Origin of the sequence: Spirosoma sp. SC4-14, from assembly GCF_037201965.1 — a bacterium.
Classification (GTDB): domain Bacteria; phylum Bacteroidota; class Bacteroidia; order Cytophagales; family Spirosomataceae; genus Spirosoma.
On sequence record NZ_CP147518.1, the window covers coordinates 5,092,568 to 5,115,582 of the forward strand.

Genomic DNA, 23,015 nt, shown 5'->3' on the forward strand with positions numbered 1-23,015 from the left:
CCTGCAAATTTCCGGTTTTATCCGATGTTGCGTTCGACGAAAGAAAAAGTAGGAACGGACAAGTGGGCAACGCATAATTTGCGGTAACAACCAACCAATTACCATCACAGATTCATCAATGAAACGGTATTTACTTGCAACCTTCCTGCTGTTTGGCACCAACCTGTCGGCCAAAGCCCAGATCGATACGATCAACACCACAACCCAAAAATTGAATATAGCCGCGTTTACAGAAGGAAAGCGTTCGTACGCCGTATTTTTTGAAGACAGCCTTGGCAACCGGCTCACATCGGCCGACATCTGGGATCGTACCATTCGCATTTCCGAATCATCTGGCGGTCAGAAAACCTACGAATTTGGCTGGCAGTGGTTTCGTCGGGATTCGTTGCTTGCCGATGTTAAGGCAACGGGGCTACTCCCTTCGCTTGCGCCCCTGACCCACCAGGCTACCTATACCAGACGAGGAAGCCGAAACTTCATTTTTACCGGAACAACGGTGACGGTTCCGATCGACAGTCGAAAAACCAGCCAGGACAGCACGTTCCGGGTAGTCATGAATCCGCCTGCATTCGAATTTCCGATGGATCTGGAGATTTTCCCGTTGCTTCCGTTCAGAAAAGTTGGCCAGGAGTTTGCGATAGCCTTTTATGAACCCGGCTCGCCTTCGGCCAATTATTACCATCTGACCGTTACGGGTCGGAACGATCTGCTCATTAGCGGTAACACAAAAATTAATTGCTGGCTTCTGAAAATAGACTACGGACAAGGGGCCTACGCTACGTTCTGGATTTCGGACCAGGCCCGCGAGGTGCTCAAAATGAAAGAATATTTTCGGGGACGATACCGCTACAAAGTCAAGCTGTTTTAGTGGGTTGCTCGTGCGTATTTCCCGACCGTTGGTTTCCGGTGATTAATTCCCCCTAATAAATTTCTGCAGGTCGCGGTAAATAATGTTTGACTTCCAGAACAACTGCGTTACCATTGCCACGTGCTTTTTGCCGGGCAAAATAGTGAACGAATGCGCAATTTTAAGCTCCTGTAGCCGCTGGTTGAATCGGCGGCTACTTCCAATGATACTCGGGTACGTTCGCTCACCAACAAATAACAACATAGGTGGACTACCAGCGTCCAGATGATACAAAGCCGAATTTGCCCGCCAGATAGCCGGATCGTTACCCCACGGAATGAGGTATTGTTCATCGCCGGGATACTCCATTTTCGTCAGATAATCAAACATATCCAATCCGGCAGGATCGTCCAGAATAGCACCCCTGATCGGGTTTTTTGTCAATCCGAGTTTTGCAAATAACAACTCATCAGTAGCCAGCAACGCTGCCAGCCCACCGCCCGCCGAATGGCCCATAACGAATAGCTGATCCGGATCACCGCTATAGTTGGCTATGTGCGTTGTTACCCACCACACAGCCTGGGCACAATCGGCGGCCATATCGGGCAACCGGACCTGAGGAGCAAGCCGGTAGTTAATAACCACCGCCACTATTCCTAAACTGGCTAATCGACGACCGACAAAGCTATAGAGATTTTTGTTGCCACTATCCCAGTTTCCACCGTGAATAAACAGCACTACAGGTTTTTTGCGGCTGGGTTCGCTTTTCGGTATAAATACATCCAACACCTGCCGTTTTGCCATAAATCCGACCTGACCGGGCTGAACATAGGGAATATCGCTAACACGCCGACTTGCTCTGGCAATGGCATATTCATTCGCCAAAAGGATAAGTACGATCAGCGCCAGCCCACAGGCCGGAATTTGCCAGATCAGGTGCAGCGAAATAACCGGATGAATCCGTTCTGGATGTAGAGGAGTACGTTCGACCATACGTAAATGAGCGAATTGGTGATTGATCAGCGGGTCGTTTTTGGGTTCCCTATGCCTACCAAAATTCTACAGGTATATACAGGAAAAATTTCGGAACAGATTTCCTGAACAAATGAATTATCATTGCTTATCTTCGCCGGGTAAGTATCGAACCGCTACATTCGTTCCCGTGCTCTTTCGTGCCTACTATACACGCCCTGCTTTTCCTAAATTTAGCCGATCGGCCGCAGAAATCGATCGCTACACAAACGCTTCAGGCCTGGCTACCATACCTGCCAAAATCCCATTTGCTAAACTGTACTCAAAATTATGGACATCATTTTTAAAACCGTTTCGGTACCCTTTACGGTTGGCGACGTTGTGTTTGTCAATCAACCCCATGGCGATCGGATGCCTGGCAAAGAAGGCCCTCGTCACCCTTATTTCCAGGCCGAAATCGTACGCATTTTTCTGGATGGCCGACTCGAAGAAATTAGTGTGATTACTGAACCCACCGATACGTATCTTTTGGAGATTTCCACTGTCGTGTATGAACTGAAACCCGTTGGCACCTATGCCGATCTGGTGAAAATGCCGCTGATTGTTCAGCTCCCCATTAAAGAGCCCAAGTTCTTTAAATCAGAAGAAGAACTGAAAGAATACCTCCATTCGCGGACCATTGTAGAAGAAATAGCCGTTCCTAAGCCTGTGGTAGATTCACAATTGAAAACCAGTACTGACGAATAGCAAACACAATTTCCAGAAGATGTTCGTATGAACTGGGCTTTTTTATGACCGACTGAGCACCGAGCTGATAGGCAAGCTGCGTACGTTCGGGGTCGTCGTTGCCAGTCAGGATAATGACTGGAATAGCGGCCCACTGCCGATTGATTTTCAAATTCGTCAGAATTTCCAGACCGTTGGGGTAAGGCATATTCATATCCAGAAAAATCAACTGTGGCTTGGTTCCTGGTTCATTCAATACTTCCAGCATCACCAGCCCGTTATCGAAGATACGAACCTTGCAATGTGGTATTGTTTGATGAATAGCCATTTCGAACAACAACGAATCGTCTTCATCATCATCGACCAAGAACACCAGCTTTTCCGAAACACTACTCGTTGTAGACGTTGAGAGCATACTTGAGCGATGTATAGTTAACGTTGAAAGGGTAAGCTTCAAAGTTATGATTAAAAGCTTAGCCGATAAAATTTAATAGTTTTTCTATAAACTTATTATCAACTGTAAATGATTAATCAAACTATACTCTTCGTCCCTTAAATACCAACAACTCTCTAAAAATCAATTAATTAATAAATAAAATCAAAAAATAAAAGACTTAATCTAACAAAAAAGTAAGTTAAATAACATACATGCTGATACGATGGTTATTAAGGGTAAGTTACCATTTATCGATAGAAACAACCCAGTAAATACCTACCTGTTCTTTCAATTTTGCAAGCCGGTATTGCCATAAACCGCAGCCAGAATAAAGTTGACAATTGGCTGCGGATTAGCCAGGCTATGCGGATGATGATGCACACCTGGCTTATGAATGACGGTAATAGTCCCGCCCAGTTTCTTTATTTTTTCTTCAAATGGGGCCGTATTTTCCTCAACCGGTACCAGTTCATCGGCATCACCAACCACATGCAGCATTGGGTAATGGCCTTTCACAATATCGGTAACTTTGTCTAAGGGGCTATTCCGAAAAGTTTCGGTTTCAGCTTCAGTTTTATAACCATAATCTTCCCTCAACTTTTCCCAATCGGCCGGGCTACCTTTGCTTTTCCCTTTTCCACCCGGCCAGCTTCGCAAATCCAGTACGGGCGCATCGGCATATACACAGGCTACCTTATCAGGATTCTGGGCAGCCCAGTTGTAGTCATATACTCCTCCCCGGCTCATGCCTTCCAGAACAGCCTTTTTGGCCAGTCCGGCTCTATGCAGATACGCATAAAATTTGTTCCAGAGATCGACGGCTTCGCTATTTCCGAACAATTCGGCGGGGTCGCAATACACGACATGGAAACCCCGATCGAGTAGTGCAATATCAGTTTGTGGCTCATGTCCCCAAAAACGTGCCCGCCATATCCAGGGTTTACCCTCGGCCACAACCCGAGGTTTTACAATTTTAGCAGTACGCCCGTTGAAGGTAAAATCAGCACAATCGTAGCCATAAAAAGAAGATACCTGATAGGGCTGGCTCAGTTGCCGAAAAATATCAAATTCAGCTACTGGCTTCCGGCTAATGGCCTCAAAGAGCCGCTGAGCAATCAGCGTAGCACCCGCCCGATTTGGGTGCAGTTGGTCCGGAAAAAGCGAATCGCTCTGTAGGGTAATCGAATGCAGATCAATCAGTTCTACTTTTTCCTCGTAAGCAACCTGCTGAATACGGGGAATGATTTGTTTTGCAATTACGGCGTCGATTTGCCGGGTCGTATCGGTCAAATACGACGCAACCGGCAACAGAAGTACTATTCGGGGATGGGTAGGTAGTTGTTTAAACGCCTGAATCAGCGCTTTGTAGTCGGCTACAAACCGGTCGGCAATCGTTAACCGATACGGCAACCGGCTATCGTTTGTGCCCAATTTGATGGTCACAATATCGGGTTGGCTTGCCAGTGCCTGTTTATAACTCGGAGTGGCCGTATAGGGGTTTTCGGTATTGCTCATCAGGGTTCGGCCACTTACGCCAAAATTGCGGACATCGTAGGTGTAGCCAAGCAACCTCTGCAACTGTGCCGGATAAGACTCAACAGCCGGAGCACTTAACCGGGCTCCATACGTAATGCTATTCCCAACGCACGCAATACGAATGCGCTGGGGTGCTTTGCCCTGCACTGTGGCCCGAAGCTGGCGTTCGATCTGGTCGTAGACCTGACGAGCTTCGGACAGTGGCAAACCCGTTGCCATTTCGGGCCGTTTATGCCCGGTAGCGGTTAGCCAGGCATCTTTCATTAATGCCTGCCGTTGACTCACCAGACTCAGGATTTCTTCGGACCGGGGACTTACACGCAGCGCAGACAACACATCCGGCGCTTCGGCGACGGTTTCGCCGAGATACTGTAGCACGGCCCGCGCCATGAGCCAGTGTCCTGCTTCACCGGGATGCACGCCATCGTTCGCCAGTTTAAACGACGGTTCGGTTTTTCGTTTTTCGATCAGAAACTGATTCATCGGGAAATGCACATCTGCAACTTCCCACTGTAACGAATCGCGTTGCGCCAGCAACCAGCGGGCATAAGCGTCGAGGGTACGGTTATACCCTTCCAGCCCCTGCTTAGAGTCGTCGTGGGTGGGAGGAGTCAGGAAGACAATTCGTTTGGCACCCGCCTTTTCCAATTGGGCATGCAACCATTTCATACCCTCCCGATAGGCTCCGAACCTGGCATTGTCTAACGGCAAATAAATACCATCGTTCATGCCATAGCAGGCAAAAACAACATCGGGTTTGGTTTGGGCCAGCACTCGGCTCAATCGTTCATGGAGATCGGGCCGGGGAAAACGGCCATCGGCATGATTGACTTCACTCAACCCGGAAACGGTTTCGCTGGGCAAACCAGTATTAATGAATTCGTATTGTTGTTTGGGGTAATGCGTAACCAGATAGGCTTCCATATCGGTAACATAGGTACCGGCATAGGTAATGCTATTTCCCAGAAACAATATTCGCTTTGCGCCTTTGGGAAAAGGGCTGGCACCTGCCAGCGAGCAGAGAGCACAAGTAAAGAAAAGAGCTAACAGGATTCTGGTCTTCATCAACACCACTCGTTGTTACGTTCAGATCAGCATTTATTTCGGTTCATCCGAAGGCTTATTCGCACTATACTGATTCGGAAACTGCCCATAGCCCTTTTCGGCAATATTTTTGGCTCGTTCCTGATAAATAGCCATCTGCTGGGGTGCCCAGGTAGCCAGCCCATCTACATACCGGTTATACATGCAGAATGCAGCCGCAATAAGCACCGTATCATGAATTTCCTGATCGGTTGCATCGGCTAGCCGGGCCTGCTCAATATCTTCGGCGGTTACGTAGCGACCACCCAACTGTACTTTACCGGCAATGGCGAGCAGTGCTTTCATTTTATCGCTTAAATCGGTTGCCAAAAAATCCTGTTTTACGGCATCGACTAACTGCTGGTTGCCGCCCAGATGATGCGCAGCAACTGCCCCATGAATGGTCTGACAGTAGAAACAATCGTTTTGCGACGATACATAAGTAGCAATCAGTTCGCGTTCGGCCGGGCTCAATGAATTAGGGCTTTGGAGTAAGGCCTGAGCCAGTTCGTTGAGTGGTTTAGCTGTCAGTGGACGGTAGGCCATTAAACCGGCAATGCCAGGAAACCCTTCGGGGAGTGCAATATGTGGCATACGTTGATGTAGGTTTACGTTGCTGCGTTCTATCTGATGATAAGCACAAGCCGACAGCAATTTACTGTCGGCTTGTGCTCCCCCTCACCGAATCTGTGCATTTGTCCCGAAAATCAGAAAGCCCGGCACAAGCCGGGCTTTCTAAGGGTAGTTTAGGTGAGATTGTTGCCTGTTTTATTGCACGGCCACAACCCGACTGGTTTGCTGAACGGGTTGTGTCGATAATTCTAACTGTTTGCGAATGCTGCCTTCGCTCGAACGAACCTCCAGTTCATACTTACCATCCGACAACTCATCGACGTTTAGTTTCAGGGCTACTTTCTGGTCTTTACGGCCCAGGTTCTGACGGAATACGACCTGATGATCGGCAGTCCGGAGCAGAACTTCGACCGGAACATCGGCCTCCTTGCTAACCGACACCCGAATCTGGTTGTCGACCGTAACGAAGGCGCTGGCGCCGAACGGTAAGGCTTTTGGGGTGGTCGGGTTGGCAGGATTGGCCAGGGTGGAAGCACTCATCAGAATTGAAATGGCGGCTTTGCTCAGTAGTGTTAACATGGTTGTATTTGTGTTTAGTGTTTATGTTCCTGTTTTGGTTGTTCGTGTTGTTTGCTGTTCGCTATCTATAAGCCAAACGCTGTGCCAACAAAATAAACTATCTGATAATCAACCGCTTAATACCCATGCCAACCTATTTCCCTGTCCGCAAGTGGACAATTGTTGTTCACTTGCGGACAACTGCCGAACCACGACAAGCCCGGCAGACGGCTAAATAAACCGCGCGACTTTTGCACCGATTATCCGGTAGTTATTCCCCACTAAATTTCGGAACGCCTACCGATAAAGCTATTTTTTACGTACTTTTGCGCCCTTTTGCACGAATCCATTGTGCCCTACACCAATTAGCAGTTCATTCGATAGCCATGCCAACCCTCTCCTGCGGAATCGATTTTGGCACGTCCAATTCAAGTATTGCCACTAGTCAGAATGGTAAAATTGCTCTCGTTCCGGTCGAACAAGCGCACGTAACCATTCCGAGTGCCATTTTTTTTCAGCGAGCCAGCAATAAAGCATTCTACGGGCGCACGGCCGTCGACTTATTTTTTAACCGTCAGCAAGGCCGTTTCATGCGCAGTTTGAAGCGGGTTCTGGGCACATCGCTTATGAGGCAGGGAACGATGGTGAACGGTACGTCGATGAATTTTTCAACGATTATTGCGTCTTTCCTGCAACACATTAAAGCAAAGGCCGATGCCGTTGCCGGTCAGGAAATCGACCAGGTTGTTATGGGCCGCCCGGTTCATTTTGTCGACAACGATCCGGCTGCCAATGCCCGGGCCCAGGACGAATTGAAAGCGATTGCGCAACGAATTGGCTTCAGGCAGATCGAATTTCAATTTGAGCCAATTGCTGCGGCTTTTGCTCACGAAGCGCGGCTCAGTGGCGAAAAGCTCGCTATTGTGGCTGATCTGGGGGGCGGCACATCCGATTTTACAGTGATCCGATTGTCGAATCGATCGATTCATAAAGCCGATCGATCGTCGGATATTCTGGCCAATACAGGTGTTCGGGTTGGAGGTAACGATTTTGACAAAGAATTAAGTCTGGCTGCAATCATGCCTGAATTGGGGTATCGGAGTACGTACGGCCCTAAGGATCTGGAAGTACCCTTAAAACCCTACCACGATCTGGCCGAATGGAGCAAAGTCAATTTTCTTTATACGCCTAAACTGATCATGCAGGTGCGGCAACTGCTTCATCAGTCGCACGATAAACCCCGGTATAAACGGTTGCTATCGGTACTTGAAACAGAAACCGGACACACACTTCTGGCTACGACGGAAGAAGCCAAAATAGCGCTTACGGCCAGTACCGAACACAAGGCGACAGCCGATTATATTGAAGATGGCTTTTCGATTGCCATCAGTCGGGCACAATTTGAAACGGCGATCCAGTTGGAAGTTGACAAAATTCTGATTTCGGCGAAAGCGTGTCTGCAGGAAGCTGGGGTTCACCCTGAAGCCATCGATCTGGTTATTCTTACCGGCGGCACTACCGAAGTCCCAATGATACAAACTGATTTCAGGCGGCTCTTTCCCAACGCCATCATCGCCGACGAAAACAAACTTTCAAGCGTTGGTCTTGGTCTGGCCTACGACAGTCAGGCCAAATTTGGTTGAACTTAACACCCCCATCTCCCATAACTCCTCACAGGTACGATTAGAAGTGAGTCAGGTAACCATACCACCGAATTAGTTTCGTTATTTCAATTCCACTCAGGTACGATTAGAAGGCTGCTGATAGTTCCTAAGCGGAGCAGGGGCAACATATTTCAATTCCACTCAGGTACTTTATACTTACATACGTTGACCTTTCTTTACAGATCAAAGTTCAACCCGCTTGCGTATACCCTATGTGTACGGAAGCTTTTTTTTTGCAAAAAATTTCTACCCTTCAACCATGCCCGTTGTTAAAAACCGTGAGGATCGTTTACAGGCTATCAATAGTCGTCTGAATCGCTGGGGTGGCCAACCAGCCACAACCGAAGAACTGGCCCGCCTGTGTGCCGTTGCCCAATCGACCATCAAACAGGATATTGCTTACCTGAAAGATGTTCACGATGCCCCGATTGCCTACAGCCGGAATCCGAACGGTTATTATTATACCCGCCCGTTCAACCTGGCAGCATCCATCACCTTCACGGATAAAGACCTGACGGCGCTTCATGCGGCTGTAGCCACGCTCAATCAGTACCAACACCTGCATTTGTTCGACGATCTGCGCGGAACGGTCGATAAGATCGACAAAGCGGTTCGGTTCCGCACCAATCCCGCCGACGATTTCGGCCAGTACATCTTATTCGAATCGGTTCCGTTTGTAAAAGGAAGTCAGCACGTAGAGGTATTTTTGCAGGCTATTCATGCTCAACGCGTCGTCACGTTCGCCCATGAGCGATTCGATACGGAGGTAACCAAAGCGCACCGGCTGTTTCCGTACGTGATCAAAGAGCACCGAAACCGCTGGTACGTGGTCGGCTGGCAACTCGACTATGGCGAAGTCCGGGTGTTCGGGCTGGATCGTATACTCGACGGTTCTATACAGATCACCGGTGAGTCATACGACGCTCCGCCGTTCGATGCCAATCTGTATTTCCATAAAGCACTGGGCGTTGCGGCTTACGATAATCCGCCCGAAGAGGTTGTTCTGTCGTTTACCCGTTCGCAGGGGCTTCATTTTCGGGCACAGCCGTTTTACCCGTTTCGGAAAGAAGACATTCTGGCTGATACCGACGATGAATTTCGGGTGAAGCTATCCATCATCGTCAATAAAGAACTCGTTTACGAACTGGCTCGGCTGGGCCATTCGGTGAAGGTTATCAGCCCCGCCACATTGGTTCAGCAACTGATCGAGTTTCTGAAAAGGGCGATAGCTCAATACCCATAACGTGATACAGGCAATAGCTTACTTTCCGATACAGAACTTACTAAAAATTGAATCCAGCAAATCGTCCGTAGTGATTTCACCCGTTAGTTCACCCAGATGTTGTAGGGCAACTCGTAAATCCATTGCTAACCAGTCGGGCGTCACCTGGCTGTCGAGGCCATGTATGGCACGAACAAGGGCCTCGTCTGTAGCTGTCAAATGCTCATAGTGCCGGGCATTGGTTACCACAGCACTGCCTGTTTGCATAGCGGCATCGGTGCGGGCGCGGGCAGACAGGGCCGCTTTCAATTCGTCGATGCGCTGGTCTCTGGCCGCAATCCAGACGATGTTTTCTTCATTAAAACTATGGTCTATAGATGCTCGCTGCGCATCTGTCATCAGATCGGCTTTATTACCAACCAACAGATAAGGCTTGCCAGCCTGCTGTAGCTCCGTTTGCGTTTGGGTCAATTCGTCAGCCGTTGTGCTGCTACCATCGAACAGATAAACAACCAGAGCCGCATCACGCATTTTCTGTTGAGTACGCTCAATTCCAATCGCTTCGATCTGGTCGGTAGCCTGCCGTAACCCAGCCGTATCGATCAGCCGGAAGCGAATGCCGTTGATGAACAGTTCGTCTTCTATAACATCGCGGGTAGTACCGGGAATATCTGAAACAATGGCTTTTTCTTCGTTCAACAATGCATTGAGCAAGGTCGATTTACCAGCGTTGGGTTTCCCAACAATCACGGTTGGCACGCCATTTTTAATCGCATTTCCAGTCGAGAAAGAGTCAATCAGTGGATGCAGTACCCGCCGGATGTCAATCATTAACTGACGCAGTCGATCGCGGTGGGCAAATTCGACATCTTCCTCGCCAAAATCCAGTTCCAGTTCAACCAATGCCACAAAATCGATCAGTTGCTGGCGAAGCTCTTTTAGCTGCCGAGAAAAACCGCCCCGCAGTTGCGTCAGTGCAGCGCGATGGCTGGCTTCAGAGTCAGAAGCGATCAGGTCGGCAACGGCTTCGGCCTGAACCAGATCGAACTGCCCGTTCAGAAAAGCGCGCTGCGTAAATTCACCCGGTCGGGCCAGCCGCACGCCTTCCTGTGTGAGCCGACGCAAAATCTGCTGAATAATAAACTCGGAGCCATGACACGAAATTTCGACTACGTCTTCTTTGGTAAACGATTTTGGAGCCCGAAAAACAGTAACCAGCACTTCATCGATGATACTGCCATTGGCATGACGAATGGTTCCGAAATGAGCCGTATGCGACTCCTGCCGGGTCAGCTCTTTACCCCGAAAAATTCGGCTGGTAATCGCAATAGCGCCTTCGCCCGATACGCGAATAACGGCAATGGCACCAATACCCGGCGCAGTAGCCAGTGCGGCAATAGGTTCTAACTGAAACAAAACGAGGTACTTAGTTTATGATTTTTTGTTCGGAAAAATTGGCAGGCGCCCCACCAGTCCGGCCAATCGCTTCTCGACGGGTGCGTCAGGTATGCCGAGCCAATCAGCATAGTGGTCGCCCAGAAAGAAACGCATTTCGCCCGCTATGAGGTTCCGAACGGCTTCGGGTCGCTGACTGCCTGACTGACTGGCTAGTGCCAGGCTCCCCTGTTTCGCGATGGCATCCAGTAAGGCGCGGGTTAGCCCCTGCCCCGCTTCGGAAACAGCAAACTGACGCCGGGCAATGGCGCGATCCAGCAAATAAGCCTGACGCAGATTTTGGGGAATAAGTTCGTCGGATACGCCATTCAAAAAACCAATTACGTTGATGTGATGCAGATACGCTTCTTCTTCGGCTTCGGACGCAACAATACCAAGCTTGCGCAAACCACGAAGCACGATGTATGAAAAGGCGAGATTGGTTCCGGCCATATCTTCCTGATTAACCGGATAGCCCCACACCATCTGCCACCGCCCGGAATGTAGCGAAAACCACCGAACGGCAGCATGAATCAAGCGAACTTTCAGGGTTCGAAAAATAGCCGTTTTCGTATTCCATTCACGCGGGTCGTTGACCGAAAAAATCCATTCGCCTGTTTCGTGAAGCCGTCGCGCCGTATCATTTTTTATTCGTTCGGTCAGCCAGAGTACCTGAGCGCCATTGGCTCCGAGGTAGCAATAAGGTAACGAAAAACAGCCCAGAACCAGCGCAATCTGCTGTGCGTGTTTTTGAAAGAAAGTCATCCCTTTGGCCATCTGTCTGGTATCAGCCCAGGTTGGTAGATCTGTATAGGTCTCAAAAAAATCGCGCAATACCTGTGGCCCCTGCGAATCGAACGATACCGCTTCTGGATCAGCTAGCCAGTTCATTAACGGCCGCAGCCCTTCGTGTCCTTTGGCTTCAACGATAGCCATAATAACCGCATCGGCAGGCACATCGCCCTGCTGCCGGTAGGGTTGCAGCAACTCATCCGTAAACGAACCCGGCGGCTTGATTAAGGTAGGCATAATAACGTTTCTGGTCTAATTGGACATTAGTCATTGGAAAACAAGTTACTAATGACTAATTGTATTGAGCGATAAGGTTGTTCTACAAGCCACCCTTTTTACCCCATCCCAACCCTTCCTCTGAAAACAGGCCGGGCCGACGCTTCGGAAGGGCTTGTTTGGCAGTATTCCCCTCCCCTGAAAACAGGGCAGGAGTTAGGGGTGGGGTAGAACCTTATCACTCAGTACATCTAATCTCTAATGACCAATGGCTATTGACAACTCTACAATCTGATTTGCAGGCCATCGAAGCCCAGCCGGATGTGCGGTGGCAGTTCTTTCTCTACTTCCCGATGCAAACCCAGTTTATGGCTGATATGCGTAAAATACGTTCGTGTAGCACCGATTCGATTGGCCAGCTCAAGAGCCTGATCCAATGTAAAATGAGAAAGATGAGGTAATCGCTGCAGGGCGTCGAGCACAAGCACTTTGGTGCCATATACCTTTTCGAGTTCGTCGTCTGCAATAAAATTAAGGTCGGTCAGGTAGGTAAAATCGCCAATTCGATAGCCAAAAACGGGCAGTTTGTGGTGCATTACCTGAATAGGCAGGATTGAAACGCCCCGAATGCTGAAGGAATCGTTCTGAATTGGAATCGGCTTGATGCGTGGAGTGCCGGGGTACTTGTGCTCGGCAAAAATATAGGCAAACTCCTGTTCTAACTGACTGAGCACCGAAGGTCGGCCATATATGGGCATATCCTGCCCCGACCGGAAGTTATATGCCCGCACTTCGTCCAGACCAGCCGTATGGTCTTTATGTTCGTGCGTAAACACAACCGCGTCTAACTGTTTGAGGTCGAGACGGAGCATCTGCTGACGAAAGTCAGGACCGGTATCGATCACTAAACTAAGGCCATCTAGCGCCACATGAACAGACGAACGTAGTCGTTTGTCGCGAAAATCCACTGACCGGCATACGTCACATTCACACCCAATCAGGGGTACCCCAGACGAGGTTCCGGTACCAAGTAGTGTGATGAGCATAATTAGTGAATGAGCGAATGAGCGAATTAGTGAATGTTTTTTTAGCCTATTCGCTCATTCACTAATTCGCTCATTCACTAATTATTTATCTGTAAGCTGATTAACCACTTCTACCAGCCGATCGAAGTTTAGTGGTTTCACCAGCACATCGTTGAAACCGGCAGTTTTGAATTCTTCTTCCGTATAGTTTTTAGCGTTACCCGTGATGGCCACAATAGGTACGTTCGCTTTGGTTTGATCGGAAAGCGCCCGAACACGACGAACACATTCCATACCGTCCATAACGGGCATGTTAATATCGAGCAAGAGGATACTGAAATCTTCTTTCTCCAGTATTTGCAATACCTGTTCACCGTTCTTAACAGCGGTAATGTCGTAGTGTTGAAACTCAAGGATTTTACGGGCCAGATTCTGGATAACGGAGCTATCTTCTGCAATCAGGACGCGTTTGGAAGCTGACATAGGGCTTGGAGTCGTATTACGTTTATGGTGGTGAAATTAGCATATTATCTGCAAACGAAAAAAATGCCTTTTCGCCTTAAAAGCTATAACTAGTCGGATTTTGTTAAACAGTATCACCTGTTTAGCAGTCCAAAGGCTCATTTTCGCTAAAAAAAATACAGAAACATAACACAACAATCCAACTTTATTCGTAAGTTTATTATCCCAATCCACTTGCTTCGTTCGGTTGTGCTCTTCGTTCTGTTGGCAGCTAAACACTAGCTAACGGTCTATTGTCTCCCTATCCGCACCCAGTCGATCCATCGTTTTATTCACTTTTTATTCTGCTTTGAATTATGAAACTGACTGGACCCGATGGCACCTTCGAGTTAAACATTCTGGATTATGAATGTAGCGACTCACCTTATTTTATGGATCGCAATTGGCTGATCGTTAGTGTAAAAACACGTTACGATAATCATGATTATGTTCGAACGGCGTCAATTCTGTCGACCTGGGAAGTTGAACTACTGCATAAATGGATGAAATCCATAATCGATGATCATGAACTGTGTCCGAAATTAACATTCGTTGATCCGGCATTAGGTTTTAGCAATGCATCCCGAGGTCATAACGACTACCGATTACGCATTAAACTAAGCTCCGATGCCTTACCAAACTGGAAGCGCGATCGCACTCCCTTTTATTTGGGAGTTTCGCCCGATAAAATTGAATTACAACGAGCTATTCAGGATCTGGCAAAACAGCTCCAGCACTTCCCCATCCGGGAATAAGTATTCGGGTTATGATTGCTCCGCAGTTGTAAGGTGCCAACAGACGGAGCAATCATAAACCTGAAAGCTTACTTCCTCAATTCAGCTAAAAACACGTTAAACTCCTGCTCCAGAGCCTGCAACGCATCGGCCAAACCACTGGTATCATTTACTTTGAGTTTACCCTCGGCAGTTCGTGAAATATCGGCCACACGCGCTATACCAATGGTTCCGGCACTGCCTTTCAAGGTGTGCAGATTGCTTTTCACCGTCGGAATATCGCCCAGCGCATACGCATCGACCGCTCCTTTGACCAGATCGGTTGCTTCGACAACGAACTCCTCCATAATACTATCGACCAGTTCCTGACCGCCAATGTCGCGAAGTTGCACTACAATTTCGTCGTCAATTATGGGCAGAGACGGCTCGGTCATAATAACCACTGGCGCCGGTAATTTGGGCACTGTATCCTGCTTTTTTGCCCGATTGGCATCCGCAATTTCTTTTACTTTGGCAATCAGGCTTTGTGCCCGAATGGGTTTGGCAATATAATCGTCCAGCCCCTGACTGATAAATCGTTCCCGATCTTCGCGCATGGAGTAGGCTGTCATGGCAACAACTGTTGGGAGCGTGTTACCAAATTTTTCGCGCAGATGGCGGGTCGTTTCCACGCCATCCATGTCGGGCATCTGAATGTCCATAAAAATGACATCAAAGCCGGTGAATTCGCCTTTCGCTTTTTGCTCACTGGCTTTTTCCACTTCACCAATGGCAGCCGGTCCACTATCGGCAGTGGTTACAACACAACCTGCCTTACGCAGAATTTCGCTGGCTACCTTACGGTTTACGGCATTATCGTCGACAAGTAATACCGTAGGGTGATAATCGCTGAAGAAATTCGCCAGAACAATTTCGGCTACTTCGGTCGTTTGGGTAGTGGGACTAATGGCTGTTTCTTTCAGCTCGATCGTAAACCAGAAGGTACTACCCGATCCAACAACCGATTCTACTCCCACTTCGCCCTTCATCAGGTGCGCCAGTTCTTTCGAAATAGCCAGCCCTAGCCCGGTTCCACCAAACGACTTCCGCGACGATGTATCGACCTGGCTGAATGAGTTAAAGAGCAGATTAATATTTTCCGGCGAAATACCAATGCCCGAATCACGTACTTCAATGCGCATTCGGTTAAATTTACCCCGTTTGCTGAGTAGCGAAGCTTCGACATGAACGGTACCGTTCTCGGTAAATTTGATCGCATTCGAGGTAAGGTTCGACAGAATCTGGAGCAGACGCGTCTGGTCGGCAATCACAAACGTGGGCAAATCGGGACCGATGTGGTAGGTAAGCTGGTTATTCTTGGAGTTGGCCTGCTGCCCAAACAAGGCGATAAGCTTCTCAAATATCTCCTTAAATGCCACTGGCGACTCGTGGAGCGCCATTTTGCCAGCCTCAATTTTCGAAAGATCAAGAATATCGTTCAAAATATTGAGCAGCGTTTCCGACGAGCGCTTAATTGTTTTGACGTAGCTGCGCTGTTCTTCGTCCAGGCTGGTGTCGTTCAGCAGATCGATCATACCGATTACCCCGTTCATGGGTGTTCGGATCTCGTGGCTCATATTGGCCAGAAAACGCTCTTTCACTTTCAGCGACCGTTCGGCCTCGTCGCGGGCTTTTACCAACTCAGCGGCCTGCCGTTTCAGTTCGGTAATATCGCGGGCCAGCACAGCTACCACCGAGTAGTCGCCCTGCTCGTCTTTCAATAACAGCATGTTGAACATAAACTGCCGCTCGGTGCCGTCTTTCCGGCGCATACTCACCTCAAAGTTGCGCAGGCTATGCGTCCGGCCCAGCTTAAACATAGCCCGGTGAATTACACTCTTGTCGATAATAAACTGCATGGCATCCTGGCCCAGCACTTCGTCGGGTGTGTAGCCCATGCGTTTATACACCGACGGACTCACCATGGTGATTCGGCCTTTCCGATCTACACGCACGTAGATGTCCTGTAGGTTTTCGAATATTCCCCGGAATTTCTCTTCGCTCTGCTGGGTAGCCAGTTCGGCACGTTTCCGATTGGTGATGTCGCGGGCAATTCCAGACACTTCTTCGATGACCCCACCAGCCAGCAAAATCGGGTTAAGGTGAAATTCGAGATAGGTTTCGCCCCGTGCCGTTTCGAAATGCATTTCAAAGTTTTGCGGAAAGCCCCGGAAAGCCTGGCGGTATTTTTCTTCCAGCAGTTTCCGGTTTTCTTCGCCAATCATCCGCCAGCCAAGCTTTGGCGCACTGGCCTGCAGGGTCGGACTCATGTCTAACTGATACTCGATCAGGCGCGTATAATTTTTATTGAACGACGTAAGCTGTAATGCTTTGTTGACCGACCAGATCAGATAGGTACTGCTATCGAAAATTGCATTAAGCCGGGCATTCTGTTTATCGAGAGCAGCCTCCGATTGCTTCCGTGCAATGGCCAGTGCTACCTGTCCCGAAATAAATTCGAGCAGTTCCAGATCGCGCGGTCTGTATGTTTGCGGATCGTCGTATGATTTTACGCCAATAATTCCCGTAATCTCGTCGCCAATCCGAAGCGGGGCAGTCAGCATAACCTGCGGCTGCAACTGACCATACAGATCTATTTTATGCTCATCGGCCAGATGCCGGATGTCTTTCTCATATAAAAACAGCGGCTTATTGGCCCGAATGGTATATTCAGTTAGCCCATTTCCCAACTTACGTTTGGTAAACCGCATATTGCCCCCAAAATATTCATCGACATAGTAGGGAAACGACAGATACGTTTTGCTGGAATCGTAGAGCGCAATGAAGAAATTACGGGCATCGATAATATTGCCCAACTCCTCATGAATTTTCTGATAAAACTCATCCAGATTGGGTGTGTTGATGGTCCAGTTGGCAATGCTATAATAAAGTTTCTGCGATTTTTCGGCACGGATTCGCCCGGTTGTGTCGTGCAGAATACAGCGAAAAGCCGTTGGCCGACCGTTGTCGAAACGGCAGTTTACGCTTCCCGACAGAAAAATGGTTTTGCCCGCTTTACTCCGAAAAACGGTTTCGACATAGGGGAGTCGATCGCCCTCCTGAATGCGTTGTAGCATTGCCAGCGTGCTGTCGGCATAGTCAGGATGAAGAATGTCCCGCAGGTTCAGGGCTGCAATCTCATCGGAACCATACCCGAGTATTTCGCGCCAGGCCCGATTCACGAAAATAAACTTACCGTCGAGGGTTAGTAGTTGAATCAGATCGGAGGTGTTATCGACCAGATCCTGAAGTTGCGCGTTAGTATTCGATAGGGCCGATGCTACGCGCCGTTTGTTGGTAACGTCTTCGCCAATTAGCGTAAACGACGACACCTCGCCACGATCAGTACCCTCTTCGGGCGGATTGAGGATAAATGAATTGAGCCGAACATTCCGAACAGCTCCGCTGCGGGCCAGCAGACTAATTTCTTTTTGTTCGGGAGTAGTTCGTTTCTGAATTGCTTCGTCAAACTCCATTTCAAGCCGCGCCCGATCGGCGGCCGGAATAAAAATGTCGAAGAAGTTCCCTCCCACAATGTCAGACGGTTGCCAGGCCGTGACCCTATAGGTATAGGGGTTAACGTAGCTCAGTGTGCCATCGCGTTCAACGGTTACGCCAATCATATTCAATTGATCGAGCGTTTGCCGAACATCGGCATTGGCACCCGGATCGGTCAGTGTTGCGCCATCGCGTTCCTGTTGAAGCCGTTCCAGTTCGGCTACTAATTCATCTTTCGTTTTTGCAGACCAGTGCATACTATAAAGTCGGTGAGTGGATCGCTATGATCGGTGATAGGAATCGGATGTTGTTGGTGTTGTGCATTACTTTTGCCAGGCAGGATCGTCTGCTAAACGGTAGCGCTTATGCATACGTTGGGTCAGGTTTGCGAACATAATGAGTTATGTACTTTCCTACTCTTTAAATTTAAATAATTTATTGATTTCCGACAAAGTTGGCTTATGTATCTGTTGGCGCAATTTATTAGCTGAACGATAATCCATTCCCATAATATTGCGTAATTTGCCCGGATTCCTTTGAAGTCTATGCTAAAACGGTCTATTTTCGGAGTACTTCTGATTGCCTTAACAGGTTGTGAACCCTTTGATTTACAACGCAAAAACTTTCCGGTATGTGCCAAACCATCGGCAAGTATCGGCTTCACATCCGACCAATTAGATGTCACCTTTTTTCTGGAAAATCCACAGGGCGACATCGGCGCTGTTGGCTGGGATGCCGGTGACGGCAAAGGAAAAAGCCGGGTTGGCACGCGCGTAACCTACAATTATGAAAAAGCCGGTACTTATACCGTTACGCTCGCTATTGCCAATACCTGCGACGATACGTTTACCACCACCCGCCAAATAACTGTCAGTAACTGATTCATCATGCGTCTGTTCCTCGTCTTTCTCGTTGCTGTTTTGTTCCGTTTATCCGGTTTCGGGCAGGATCGCGTTCGTAATATCCGTATGTATGCCCTCGATTCGGCACAACTGGAAATCCGCTACGATCTCATTCAGGCCCGCCCAGGCGACTCCATCTATTTCGATGTGCGCAGTCGGCTTCGTGGCCCGCTTCGTGTTCTGCCCGAGTTTGTCCGGGGCGACATTGGAACGCGGATCGTTGCAGGTTCCGACCGACGGATCATCTGGAATGCTCTTGCCAACGGCTACCCGCTGAATGAAGAAATTCAGGTTATTATCCGGGTTAAAACCGGAGCTATATCGGCGGCACCGGTAGCCAGTGCGCCAGCCGATTCTCAGCCGGTATCGATACCCAGCAAACCGGCCCCTACAGAACCGGTCACCAAAACGGAACCAATCCAACCAGAACGTCCGGCCACAGAGCCTGCCAGTCGGCCCGAAACGCAACCCTCGGTTTCGGAGCCACTCTCCAGCCAGCCAGGGGCTGCTATCAGAGATCGCTATGCCGGACCAGCCTGGGCCCTGCTGTCGGCTGTAGCGCCGGGAGTCGGCAATATTTTTGTTCAATGGCCTAAGCCCAAAATAGGTCTGCGCCCCCTGCTAGCCGTAGGTTGCTATGGCTTAGTAGCTTACGGCCTTATGGAGCAAAAAAAAGCTCAGGACGATTTTGCTGTCTATGAGCAACAGAAAAATGCGACAGAAGCCGAATCTTACTACACGAGTGCCAACGATCATCACCATCGCTATTTTCTGGCAACCCGTGGAGCAATGGTTGTAGCAGCCGCTGATGTGGTACTGACATTTTTAAAAGGATTACGAAACAACCAGCTTCGAAAAGAAGCCCACCGAATTCAGTCGTTTACGGTGCACCCAGGCCTTCAGGCTGGCCAGCCTACTGCTGTTATTCGATATACATTCTAACAGAAATTGGTATGCGACAAATTATAACCCTAGTCGTACTTCTGCTATTGACACAAGTCAGTTTTGCTCAATCGAACCGGCGTTCGTCAAAACCGTTTATCTATTCGGCAACCAGTGAGTGGCAGAAAGTTACGCTTAAACCAGGGCAGCGTCAATCGCCCACACCCACAGTTTCCAGCCAGCCCGTTACCCCAACTCAGCCGCCTGCGACCAACCCAAGCCCTACCCCGCAACCTGATCTGACCAAATCGGATGTTCCGGCGACCTCAGGCAATGTGGTATCAACACCGGCGACCGAACCCGACCCGGCTCCTTCCAGCCCGGTAGAATCGCCCGCAGGACGTCTATCGGCATCCGATGCGTCGGCCACTACAACAAGTCCCGATTTCCGCCCGGCCTTTACGGGCGACTTTGTTACCAATCGCAACGGGTGGAAAGCAGGAAATCATGGCGACTTCCACTACCAGATTGGCATGGGTCGCTATAGTATTCGCAAACGAAATCCTAAAACACAGCAGGTTGCATTTGCCCATGTATCGCTTCCCACGAATATTAACCTGAATCGGTCTCTCCAGTTTACCATAAAGCTGGACGTATTAGCCGACTCGGGCAAGGTACCAACCGGCGGAATACTTTTTGGGGTAAAAGATTCCCTCAATTTTAGTGCGTTTACAATTAATGGAAAAGGAGAAGCGTCTATTATTCGGGTAGCCGATGGCGAAGCAACGAGCACATATATGCCTGGCGAGTTTTTTAAACCTGGCGTAGCTGTTGAACGAAATCGCAACCGGCTAACAATCCGGCGCCAGGGTAATTCCCTGCATTTTTACATCAATGAACGGGAAATTCGCAGCAGCCCCTATCCGTTTCGGGTATTTCCGGGTAATGATGTAGGGGTGATTACGTCGGCCTACTGGACAACGTTTCAGAAGCTTAGCGTAACCCTGGGGGCATCAGATCTTCCGTCGCAGGCTATGGCATCTGATTATTCAACTGCGGCAACCACCGTGGCCAGTGATGTGCCAGCCAGTAGCCCGGCAGCCATTTCGACATCTGCAGTGAAAGAAAATACGGCTTCGAGTACTCATTCATTCAGCGAATCGTTTACCACCAACCAGCACCGGTGGCTGGTTGGAAAAAAAAACGGCTACGAACTAGAGGTTATGCAGGGTAGCTACTACATCCGCAAAATTGCGGCTACGGCTTCGCACCCCGCCCGAACCTATATACCGCTTCCCTCATCCATCGATCTTAATAAAGCCGAATCGTTTACGATAACTGCCGATATGACCGTTCCGCCCGGTGTTCAGCCAAACGGTGGCTTGCTGATTGGGGTGCAGGATGTAAATAACTATTGTCAGTTTCAGTTGATTGGCACAAATCTGGTCTCTGTTAAATCGCTGATCGATGGCGGTACGTTTGCGAATTACATGCCAGGAAAGCCAGTTCCTCCCCGTGTTTCGGTCAACAAAGAGCGTAACACATTGATGATCAAAAAGGAATTGAATCAGCTTCATTTCTACATCAACGGCGAAGAAGTTGTTGACAGTCCGCACGTTTTCCGAAAGTTCAGAGGTAACAAAATTGGCTTTATTACGGGATCGAAAACCGTGAAATTCCAGAATCTAACCGTGCAGACAGGAAAATAACTTATCGTTTTCGGTTGCTGTGCAGGAGCATGTGGCAGGCAGAGCAACCTCGCTCCTACTTGCTCACCAGTTGTCCGGCGCGATCGATTGTCAGGAGACGGCCATTCAGAAAGACAGAAGCGGTATTGCCCCGAAAGGGAGTTACAGCCTCATACGCTGGCGGAATCATCCATTCATCGTCTTCATTTATATAGCCCCACCGGCCATTTTTGCGGGCGCGTCGCCAGCCCTGCTCATCGGTTCCCAGTTCTACTTTGTCGTAGGATTTATCGCCAAAAGCTTCCTCATACTTGCCCTTCCGGGCATCTACTGGGGTTGTGGACTTTGTTTCCGGCTCGGCTGGGAGTGTTGTTTCAACAGGTCTATTGCCTAACGTTTCCTGCTTTTTGGTGGGTTCGGTCATAGCCAGTTCCTGTTCGTTAGCACGCCGGTCGGGGGTGTCGGTGGCTTCGCTCGTGGCTATATCGGGTTCTGGCTGTTTCGAAGCAATAGGCTCTTTTTTTGGGGAAGAACGTTTATCCGACGAATAGGTAGTCTGTTCGGTTTTGGGTTTCGAGTCGGGGGCTCTGTCGCGGGCATTACTGCTTTTGATAAACCAATAAATAATCGCCAGCAACGCCAGGGCAAACAGAACGCCATATACACCACTGCGATCGCGCGGAACAACCTCCACCCGAACCGTACTGAGCGGATTATTATTGGCATCGAAAAGCGTATAGTCGGTAGTTTTGTTTGGCTTTACCCAGCCCCGATTCACGGGCGATAATCCTGCTCCAAGGTCATCGATGGTAACAGCCAGCAGATTGTCGACCTCCCACGATAGCGTTACCGTCTCCCCTTTGTGGATGCGGGCAGGCTGAGCCGTAAATGTGCGGACAAAGGGCGGGGTTTCCGGACTAAGCGATGGTTCTGGATAGTAGGGTTCTGGTGTCGTAATCGGAGCCTGCTCCAGCGTTGACTTGTAGAGCACATTCTGCCAATCGGACGATACCAACCGTTCGCGGAGTGTATTTCCCTCCGGCTCTCTTACGGCTTTAAACAAATTGTTGACCAGGTAGGAAAAAATCTCCTCCGTTACGACCAGTTCATCGGCTTTTATGGCGACCAGTAAGTCCTTGAGCAACCACGATGGAATAATACGCTGCGACTTATAGCTGTCCAGTCGGCTGGCAATTTTCTGTCGGACTTCATCCCGGCTTAACGGGTTTTCAACAACGGGCGGGGCCACCAAAACAGCAACCGGAGCAGCAGGCATTTCTGATTTTGGCGGATCAGGAATCGTTGCCAGAATGGCCGGAATCCACCGTTGTGTTACAAATGCACGGGATAACGTCAGGCGTTCGGCTTCCGCAACGATTTCATCTATATGAAAGGGTAAGAGTTGTTTTTTATCCGCTCGGGCGTAGGCTTCGGCAGTTGTCTTCAGCGTATTGATACGAGGAAACAGCCCTCCTAGTTGATAACTCACATCATTAACCAGCCGCATAAATTCGGCAGAGGCAATACCATCCTGCTCGGCTTCGGTTAGCAGACCATTTCTGCGCCATTGCCACTCTTTCAGGTCGCCCTCGTGCAATACGACCTCTTCTTTAATCCGTTCTTTTAATTCAGCAAGCGTCATTGTGAATTAGTTGGCAGCGGGTACTTCATGCGAAGTACCCGCCCC

19 protein-coding genes are annotated in these 23,015 nt (G+C 49.2%); 8 read left to right on the forward strand and 11 right to left on the reverse strand.

Annotation, left to right across the window (positions count from 1 at the left end):
- Nucleotides 1-118 precede the first annotated feature (118 nt).
- Nucleotides 119-868, forward strand: coding sequence for a hypothetical protein (locus WBJ53_RS20780; RefSeq protein ID WP_338869684.1), 750 nt, complete (start codon nt 119-121; stop codon nt 866-868).
- Nucleotides 869-910: 42 nt separating this feature from the next.
- Here WBJ53_RS20780 and WBJ53_RS20785 read toward each other — a convergent pair whose 3' ends face one another.
- The gene (locus WBJ53_RS20785; protein WP_338869686.1) at nt 911-1,840 is read right to left on the reverse strand and encodes an alpha/beta hydrolase; all 930 of its coding nucleotides are present in this window, start codon (nt 1,838-1,840) and stop codon (nt 911-913) included.
- A gap of 309 nt (nt 1,841-2,149) precedes the next feature.
- Between WBJ53_RS20785 and WBJ53_RS20790 the strand changes: the two genes are divergently transcribed.
- Nucleotides 2,150-2,566: a hypothetical protein gene (locus WBJ53_RS20790; RefSeq protein WP_338869688.1), complete on the forward strand. Its 417-nt coding sequence runs from the start codon at nt 2,150-2,152 to the stop codon at nt 2,564-2,566.
- Here the strand turns inward: WBJ53_RS20790 and WBJ53_RS20795 are convergent.
- The 4 genes from WBJ53_RS20795 to WBJ53_RS20810 all read right to left on the reverse strand — a co-directional run bounded on the left by WBJ53_RS20795 (nt 2,520) and on the right by WBJ53_RS20810 (nt 6,752).
- On the reverse strand, nt 2,520-2,960 hold the full coding sequence (locus WBJ53_RS20795) for a response regulator (RefSeq protein ID WP_338869690.1): 441 nt from the start codon (nt 2,958-2,960) through the stop codon (nt 2,520-2,522). The genes WBJ53_RS20790 and WBJ53_RS20795 overlap by 47 nt on opposite strands.
- Before the next feature lie 309 nt (nt 2,961-3,269).
- Nucleotides 3,270-5,582 (reverse strand): GDSL-type esterase/lipase family protein, encoded by a 2,313-nt coding sequence (locus WBJ53_RS20800; RefSeq protein ID WP_338869692.1) that lies wholly within the window; start codon nt 5,580-5,582, stop codon nt 3,270-3,272.
- Nucleotides 5,583-5,615: 33 nt separating this feature from the next.
- Nucleotides 5,616-6,194 (reverse strand): peroxidase-related enzyme, encoded by a 579-nt coding sequence (locus tag WBJ53_RS20805; RefSeq protein ID WP_338869694.1) that lies wholly within the window; start codon nt 6,192-6,194, stop codon nt 5,616-5,618.
- Between the two features lie 174 nt (nt 6,195-6,368).
- Nucleotides 6,369-6,752, reverse strand: coding sequence for a hypothetical protein (locus WBJ53_RS20810; protein WP_338869696.1), 384 nt, complete (start codon nt 6,750-6,752; stop codon nt 6,369-6,371).
- Nucleotides 6,753-7,117: 365 nt separating this feature from the next.
- Between WBJ53_RS20810 and WBJ53_RS20815 the strand changes: the two genes are divergently transcribed.
- Nucleotides 7,118-8,374, forward strand: a complete 1,257-nt coding sequence (locus WBJ53_RS20815) for an Hsp70 family protein (protein WP_338869698.1) — start codon at nt 7,118-7,120, stop codon at nt 8,372-8,374.
- Nucleotides 8,375-8,654: 280 nt separating this feature from the next.
- A complete protein-coding gene (locus tag WBJ53_RS20820; RefSeq protein ID WP_338869700.1) occupies nt 8,655-9,638 on the forward strand; it encodes a WYL domain-containing protein in 984 nt (327 codons plus the stop codon).
- Nucleotides 9,639-9,656: 18 nt separating this feature from the next.
- Here the strand turns inward: WBJ53_RS20820 and mnmE are convergent, their stop codons facing one another.
- The 4 genes from mnmE to WBJ53_RS20840 form a co-directional block, all read right to left on the reverse strand.
- On the reverse strand, nt 9,657-11,033 hold the full coding sequence (gene mnmE, locus WBJ53_RS20825; RefSeq protein ID WP_338869703.1) for a tRNA uridine-5-carboxymethylaminomethyl(34) synthesis GTPase MnmE: 1,377 nt from the start codon (nt 11,031-11,033) through the stop codon (nt 9,657-9,659).
- 15 nt (nt 11,034-11,048) lie between these two features.
- Nucleotides 11,049-12,080: an oxygenase MpaB family protein gene (locus WBJ53_RS20830; protein WP_338869704.1), complete on the reverse strand. Its 1,032-nt coding sequence runs from the start codon at nt 12,078-12,080 to the stop codon at nt 11,049-11,051.
- 263 nt (nt 12,081-12,343) lie between these two features.
- Nucleotides 12,344-13,105: an MBL fold metallo-hydrolase gene (locus WBJ53_RS20835; RefSeq protein ID WP_338869706.1), complete on the reverse strand. Its 762-nt coding sequence runs from the start codon at nt 13,103-13,105 to the stop codon at nt 12,344-12,346.
- 81 nt (nt 13,106-13,186) lie between these two features.
- The gene (locus WBJ53_RS20840; protein ID WP_338869708.1) at nt 13,187-13,567 is read right to left on the reverse strand and encodes a response regulator; all 381 of its coding nucleotides are present in this window, start codon (nt 13,565-13,567) and stop codon (nt 13,187-13,189) included.
- 335 nt (nt 13,568-13,902) lie between these two features.
- On the opposite strand from WBJ53_RS20840, the gene WBJ53_RS20845 reads away from it, so the two are divergent.
- Nucleotides 13,903-14,340, forward strand: coding sequence for a hypothetical protein (locus tag WBJ53_RS20845; protein ID WP_338869710.1), 438 nt, complete (start codon nt 13,903-13,905; stop codon nt 14,338-14,340).
- A 68-nt stretch (nt 14,341-14,408) separates the two neighbouring features.
- Here WBJ53_RS20845 and WBJ53_RS20850 read toward each other — a convergent pair whose 3' ends face one another.
- Nucleotides 14,409-18,113, reverse strand: a complete 3,705-nt coding sequence (locus tag WBJ53_RS20850) for a PAS domain S-box protein (RefSeq protein WP_338869712.1) — start codon at nt 18,111-18,113, stop codon at nt 14,409-14,411.
- A gap of 288 nt (nt 18,114-18,401) precedes the next feature.
- Between WBJ53_RS20850 and WBJ53_RS20855 the strand changes: the two genes are divergently transcribed.
- The 3 genes from WBJ53_RS20855 to WBJ53_RS20865 are packed head-to-tail and all read left to right on the forward strand — an operon-like array spanning nt 18,402 to nt 21,349.
- A complete protein-coding gene (locus WBJ53_RS20855; RefSeq protein ID WP_338869714.1) occupies nt 18,402-18,737 on the forward strand; it encodes a PKD domain-containing protein in 336 nt (111 codons plus the stop codon).
- Nucleotides 18,738-18,743: 6 nt separating this feature from the next.
- On the forward strand, nt 18,744-19,700 hold the full coding sequence (locus WBJ53_RS20860; RefSeq protein WP_338869716.1) for a hypothetical protein: 957 nt from the start codon (nt 18,744-18,746) through the stop codon (nt 19,698-19,700).
- Nucleotides 19,701-19,711: 11 nt separating this feature from the next.
- Nucleotides 19,712-21,349, forward strand: a complete 1,638-nt coding sequence (locus tag WBJ53_RS20865) for a hypothetical protein (protein ID WP_338869718.1) — start codon at nt 19,712-19,714, stop codon at nt 21,347-21,349.
- Nucleotides 21,350-21,404: 55 nt separating this feature from the next.
- Here the strand turns inward: WBJ53_RS20865 and WBJ53_RS20870 are convergent, their stop codons facing one another.
- Nucleotides 21,405-22,970 carry a WG repeat-containing protein gene (locus WBJ53_RS20870; RefSeq protein ID WP_338869720.1) on the reverse strand — a complete coding sequence of 522 codons (1,566 nt, stop codon included), beginning with the start codon at nt 22,968-22,970 and terminating at the stop codon, nt 21,405-21,407.
- Nucleotides 22,971-23,015: the final 45 nt, after the last annotated feature.

What these genes read in the sequence shown, in the direction of transcription:
- WBJ53_RS20780 (WP_338869684.1), top strand. Translation starts at nt 119, where the DNA reads ATGAAACGGTATTTACTTGCAACCTTCCTGCTGTTTGGCACCAACCTG.
- WBJ53_RS20785 (WP_338869686.1), bottom strand. Translation starts at nt 1,840, where the DNA reads ATGGTCGAACGTACTCCTCTACATCCAGAACGGATTCATCCGGTTATT.
- WBJ53_RS20790 (WP_338869688.1), top strand. Translation starts at nt 2,150, where the DNA reads ATGGACATCATTTTTAAAACCGTTTCGGTACCCTTTACGGTTGGCGAC.
- WBJ53_RS20795 (WP_338869690.1), bottom strand. Translation starts at nt 2,960, where the DNA reads ATGCTCTCAACGTCTACAACGAGTAGTGTTTCGGAAAAGCTGGTGTTC.
- WBJ53_RS20800 (WP_338869692.1), bottom strand. Translation starts at nt 5,582, where the DNA reads ATGAAGACCAGAATCCTGTTAGCTCTTTTCTTTACTTGTGCTCTCTGC.
- WBJ53_RS20805 (WP_338869694.1), bottom strand. Translation starts at nt 6,194, where the DNA reads ATGCCACATATTGCACTCCCCGAAGGGTTTCCTGGCATTGCCGGTTTA.
- WBJ53_RS20810 (WP_338869696.1), bottom strand. Translation starts at nt 6,752, where the DNA reads ATGTTAACACTACTGAGCAAAGCCGCCATTTCAATTCTGATGAGTGCT.
- WBJ53_RS20815 (WP_338869698.1), top strand. Translation starts at nt 7,118, where the DNA reads ATGCCAACCCTCTCCTGCGGAATCGATTTTGGCACGTCCAATTCAAGT.
- WBJ53_RS20820 (WP_338869700.1), top strand. Translation starts at nt 8,655, where the DNA reads ATGCCCGTTGTTAAAAACCGTGAGGATCGTTTACAGGCTATCAATAGT.
- WBJ53_RS20830 (WP_338869704.1), bottom strand. Translation starts at nt 12,080, where the DNA reads ATGCCTACCTTAATCAAGCCGCCGGGTTCGTTTACGGATGAGTTGCTG.
- WBJ53_RS20835 (WP_338869706.1), bottom strand. Translation starts at nt 13,105, where the DNA reads ATGCTCATCACACTACTTGGTACCGGAACCTCGTCTGGGGTACCCCTG.
- WBJ53_RS20840 (WP_338869708.1), bottom strand. Translation starts at nt 13,567, where the DNA reads ATGTCAGCTTCCAAACGCGTCCTGATTGCAGAAGATAGCTCCGTTATC.
- WBJ53_RS20845 (WP_338869710.1), top strand. Translation starts at nt 13,903, where the DNA reads ATGAAACTGACTGGACCCGATGGCACCTTCGAGTTAAACATTCTGGAT.
- WBJ53_RS20850 (WP_338869712.1), bottom strand. Translation starts at nt 18,113, where the DNA reads ATGCACTGGTCTGCAAAAACGAAAGATGAATTAGTAGCCGAACTGGAA.
- WBJ53_RS20855 (WP_338869714.1), top strand. Translation starts at nt 18,402, where the DNA reads ATGCTAAAACGGTCTATTTTCGGAGTACTTCTGATTGCCTTAACAGGT.
- WBJ53_RS20860 (WP_338869716.1), top strand. Translation starts at nt 18,744, where the DNA reads ATGCGTCTGTTCCTCGTCTTTCTCGTTGCTGTTTTGTTCCGTTTATCC.
- WBJ53_RS20865 (WP_338869718.1), top strand. Translation starts at nt 19,712, where the DNA reads ATGCGACAAATTATAACCCTAGTCGTACTTCTGCTATTGACACAAGTC.
- WBJ53_RS20870 (WP_338869720.1), bottom strand. Translation starts at nt 22,970, where the DNA reads ATGACGCTTGCTGAATTAAAAGAACGGATTAAAGAAGAGGTCGTATTG.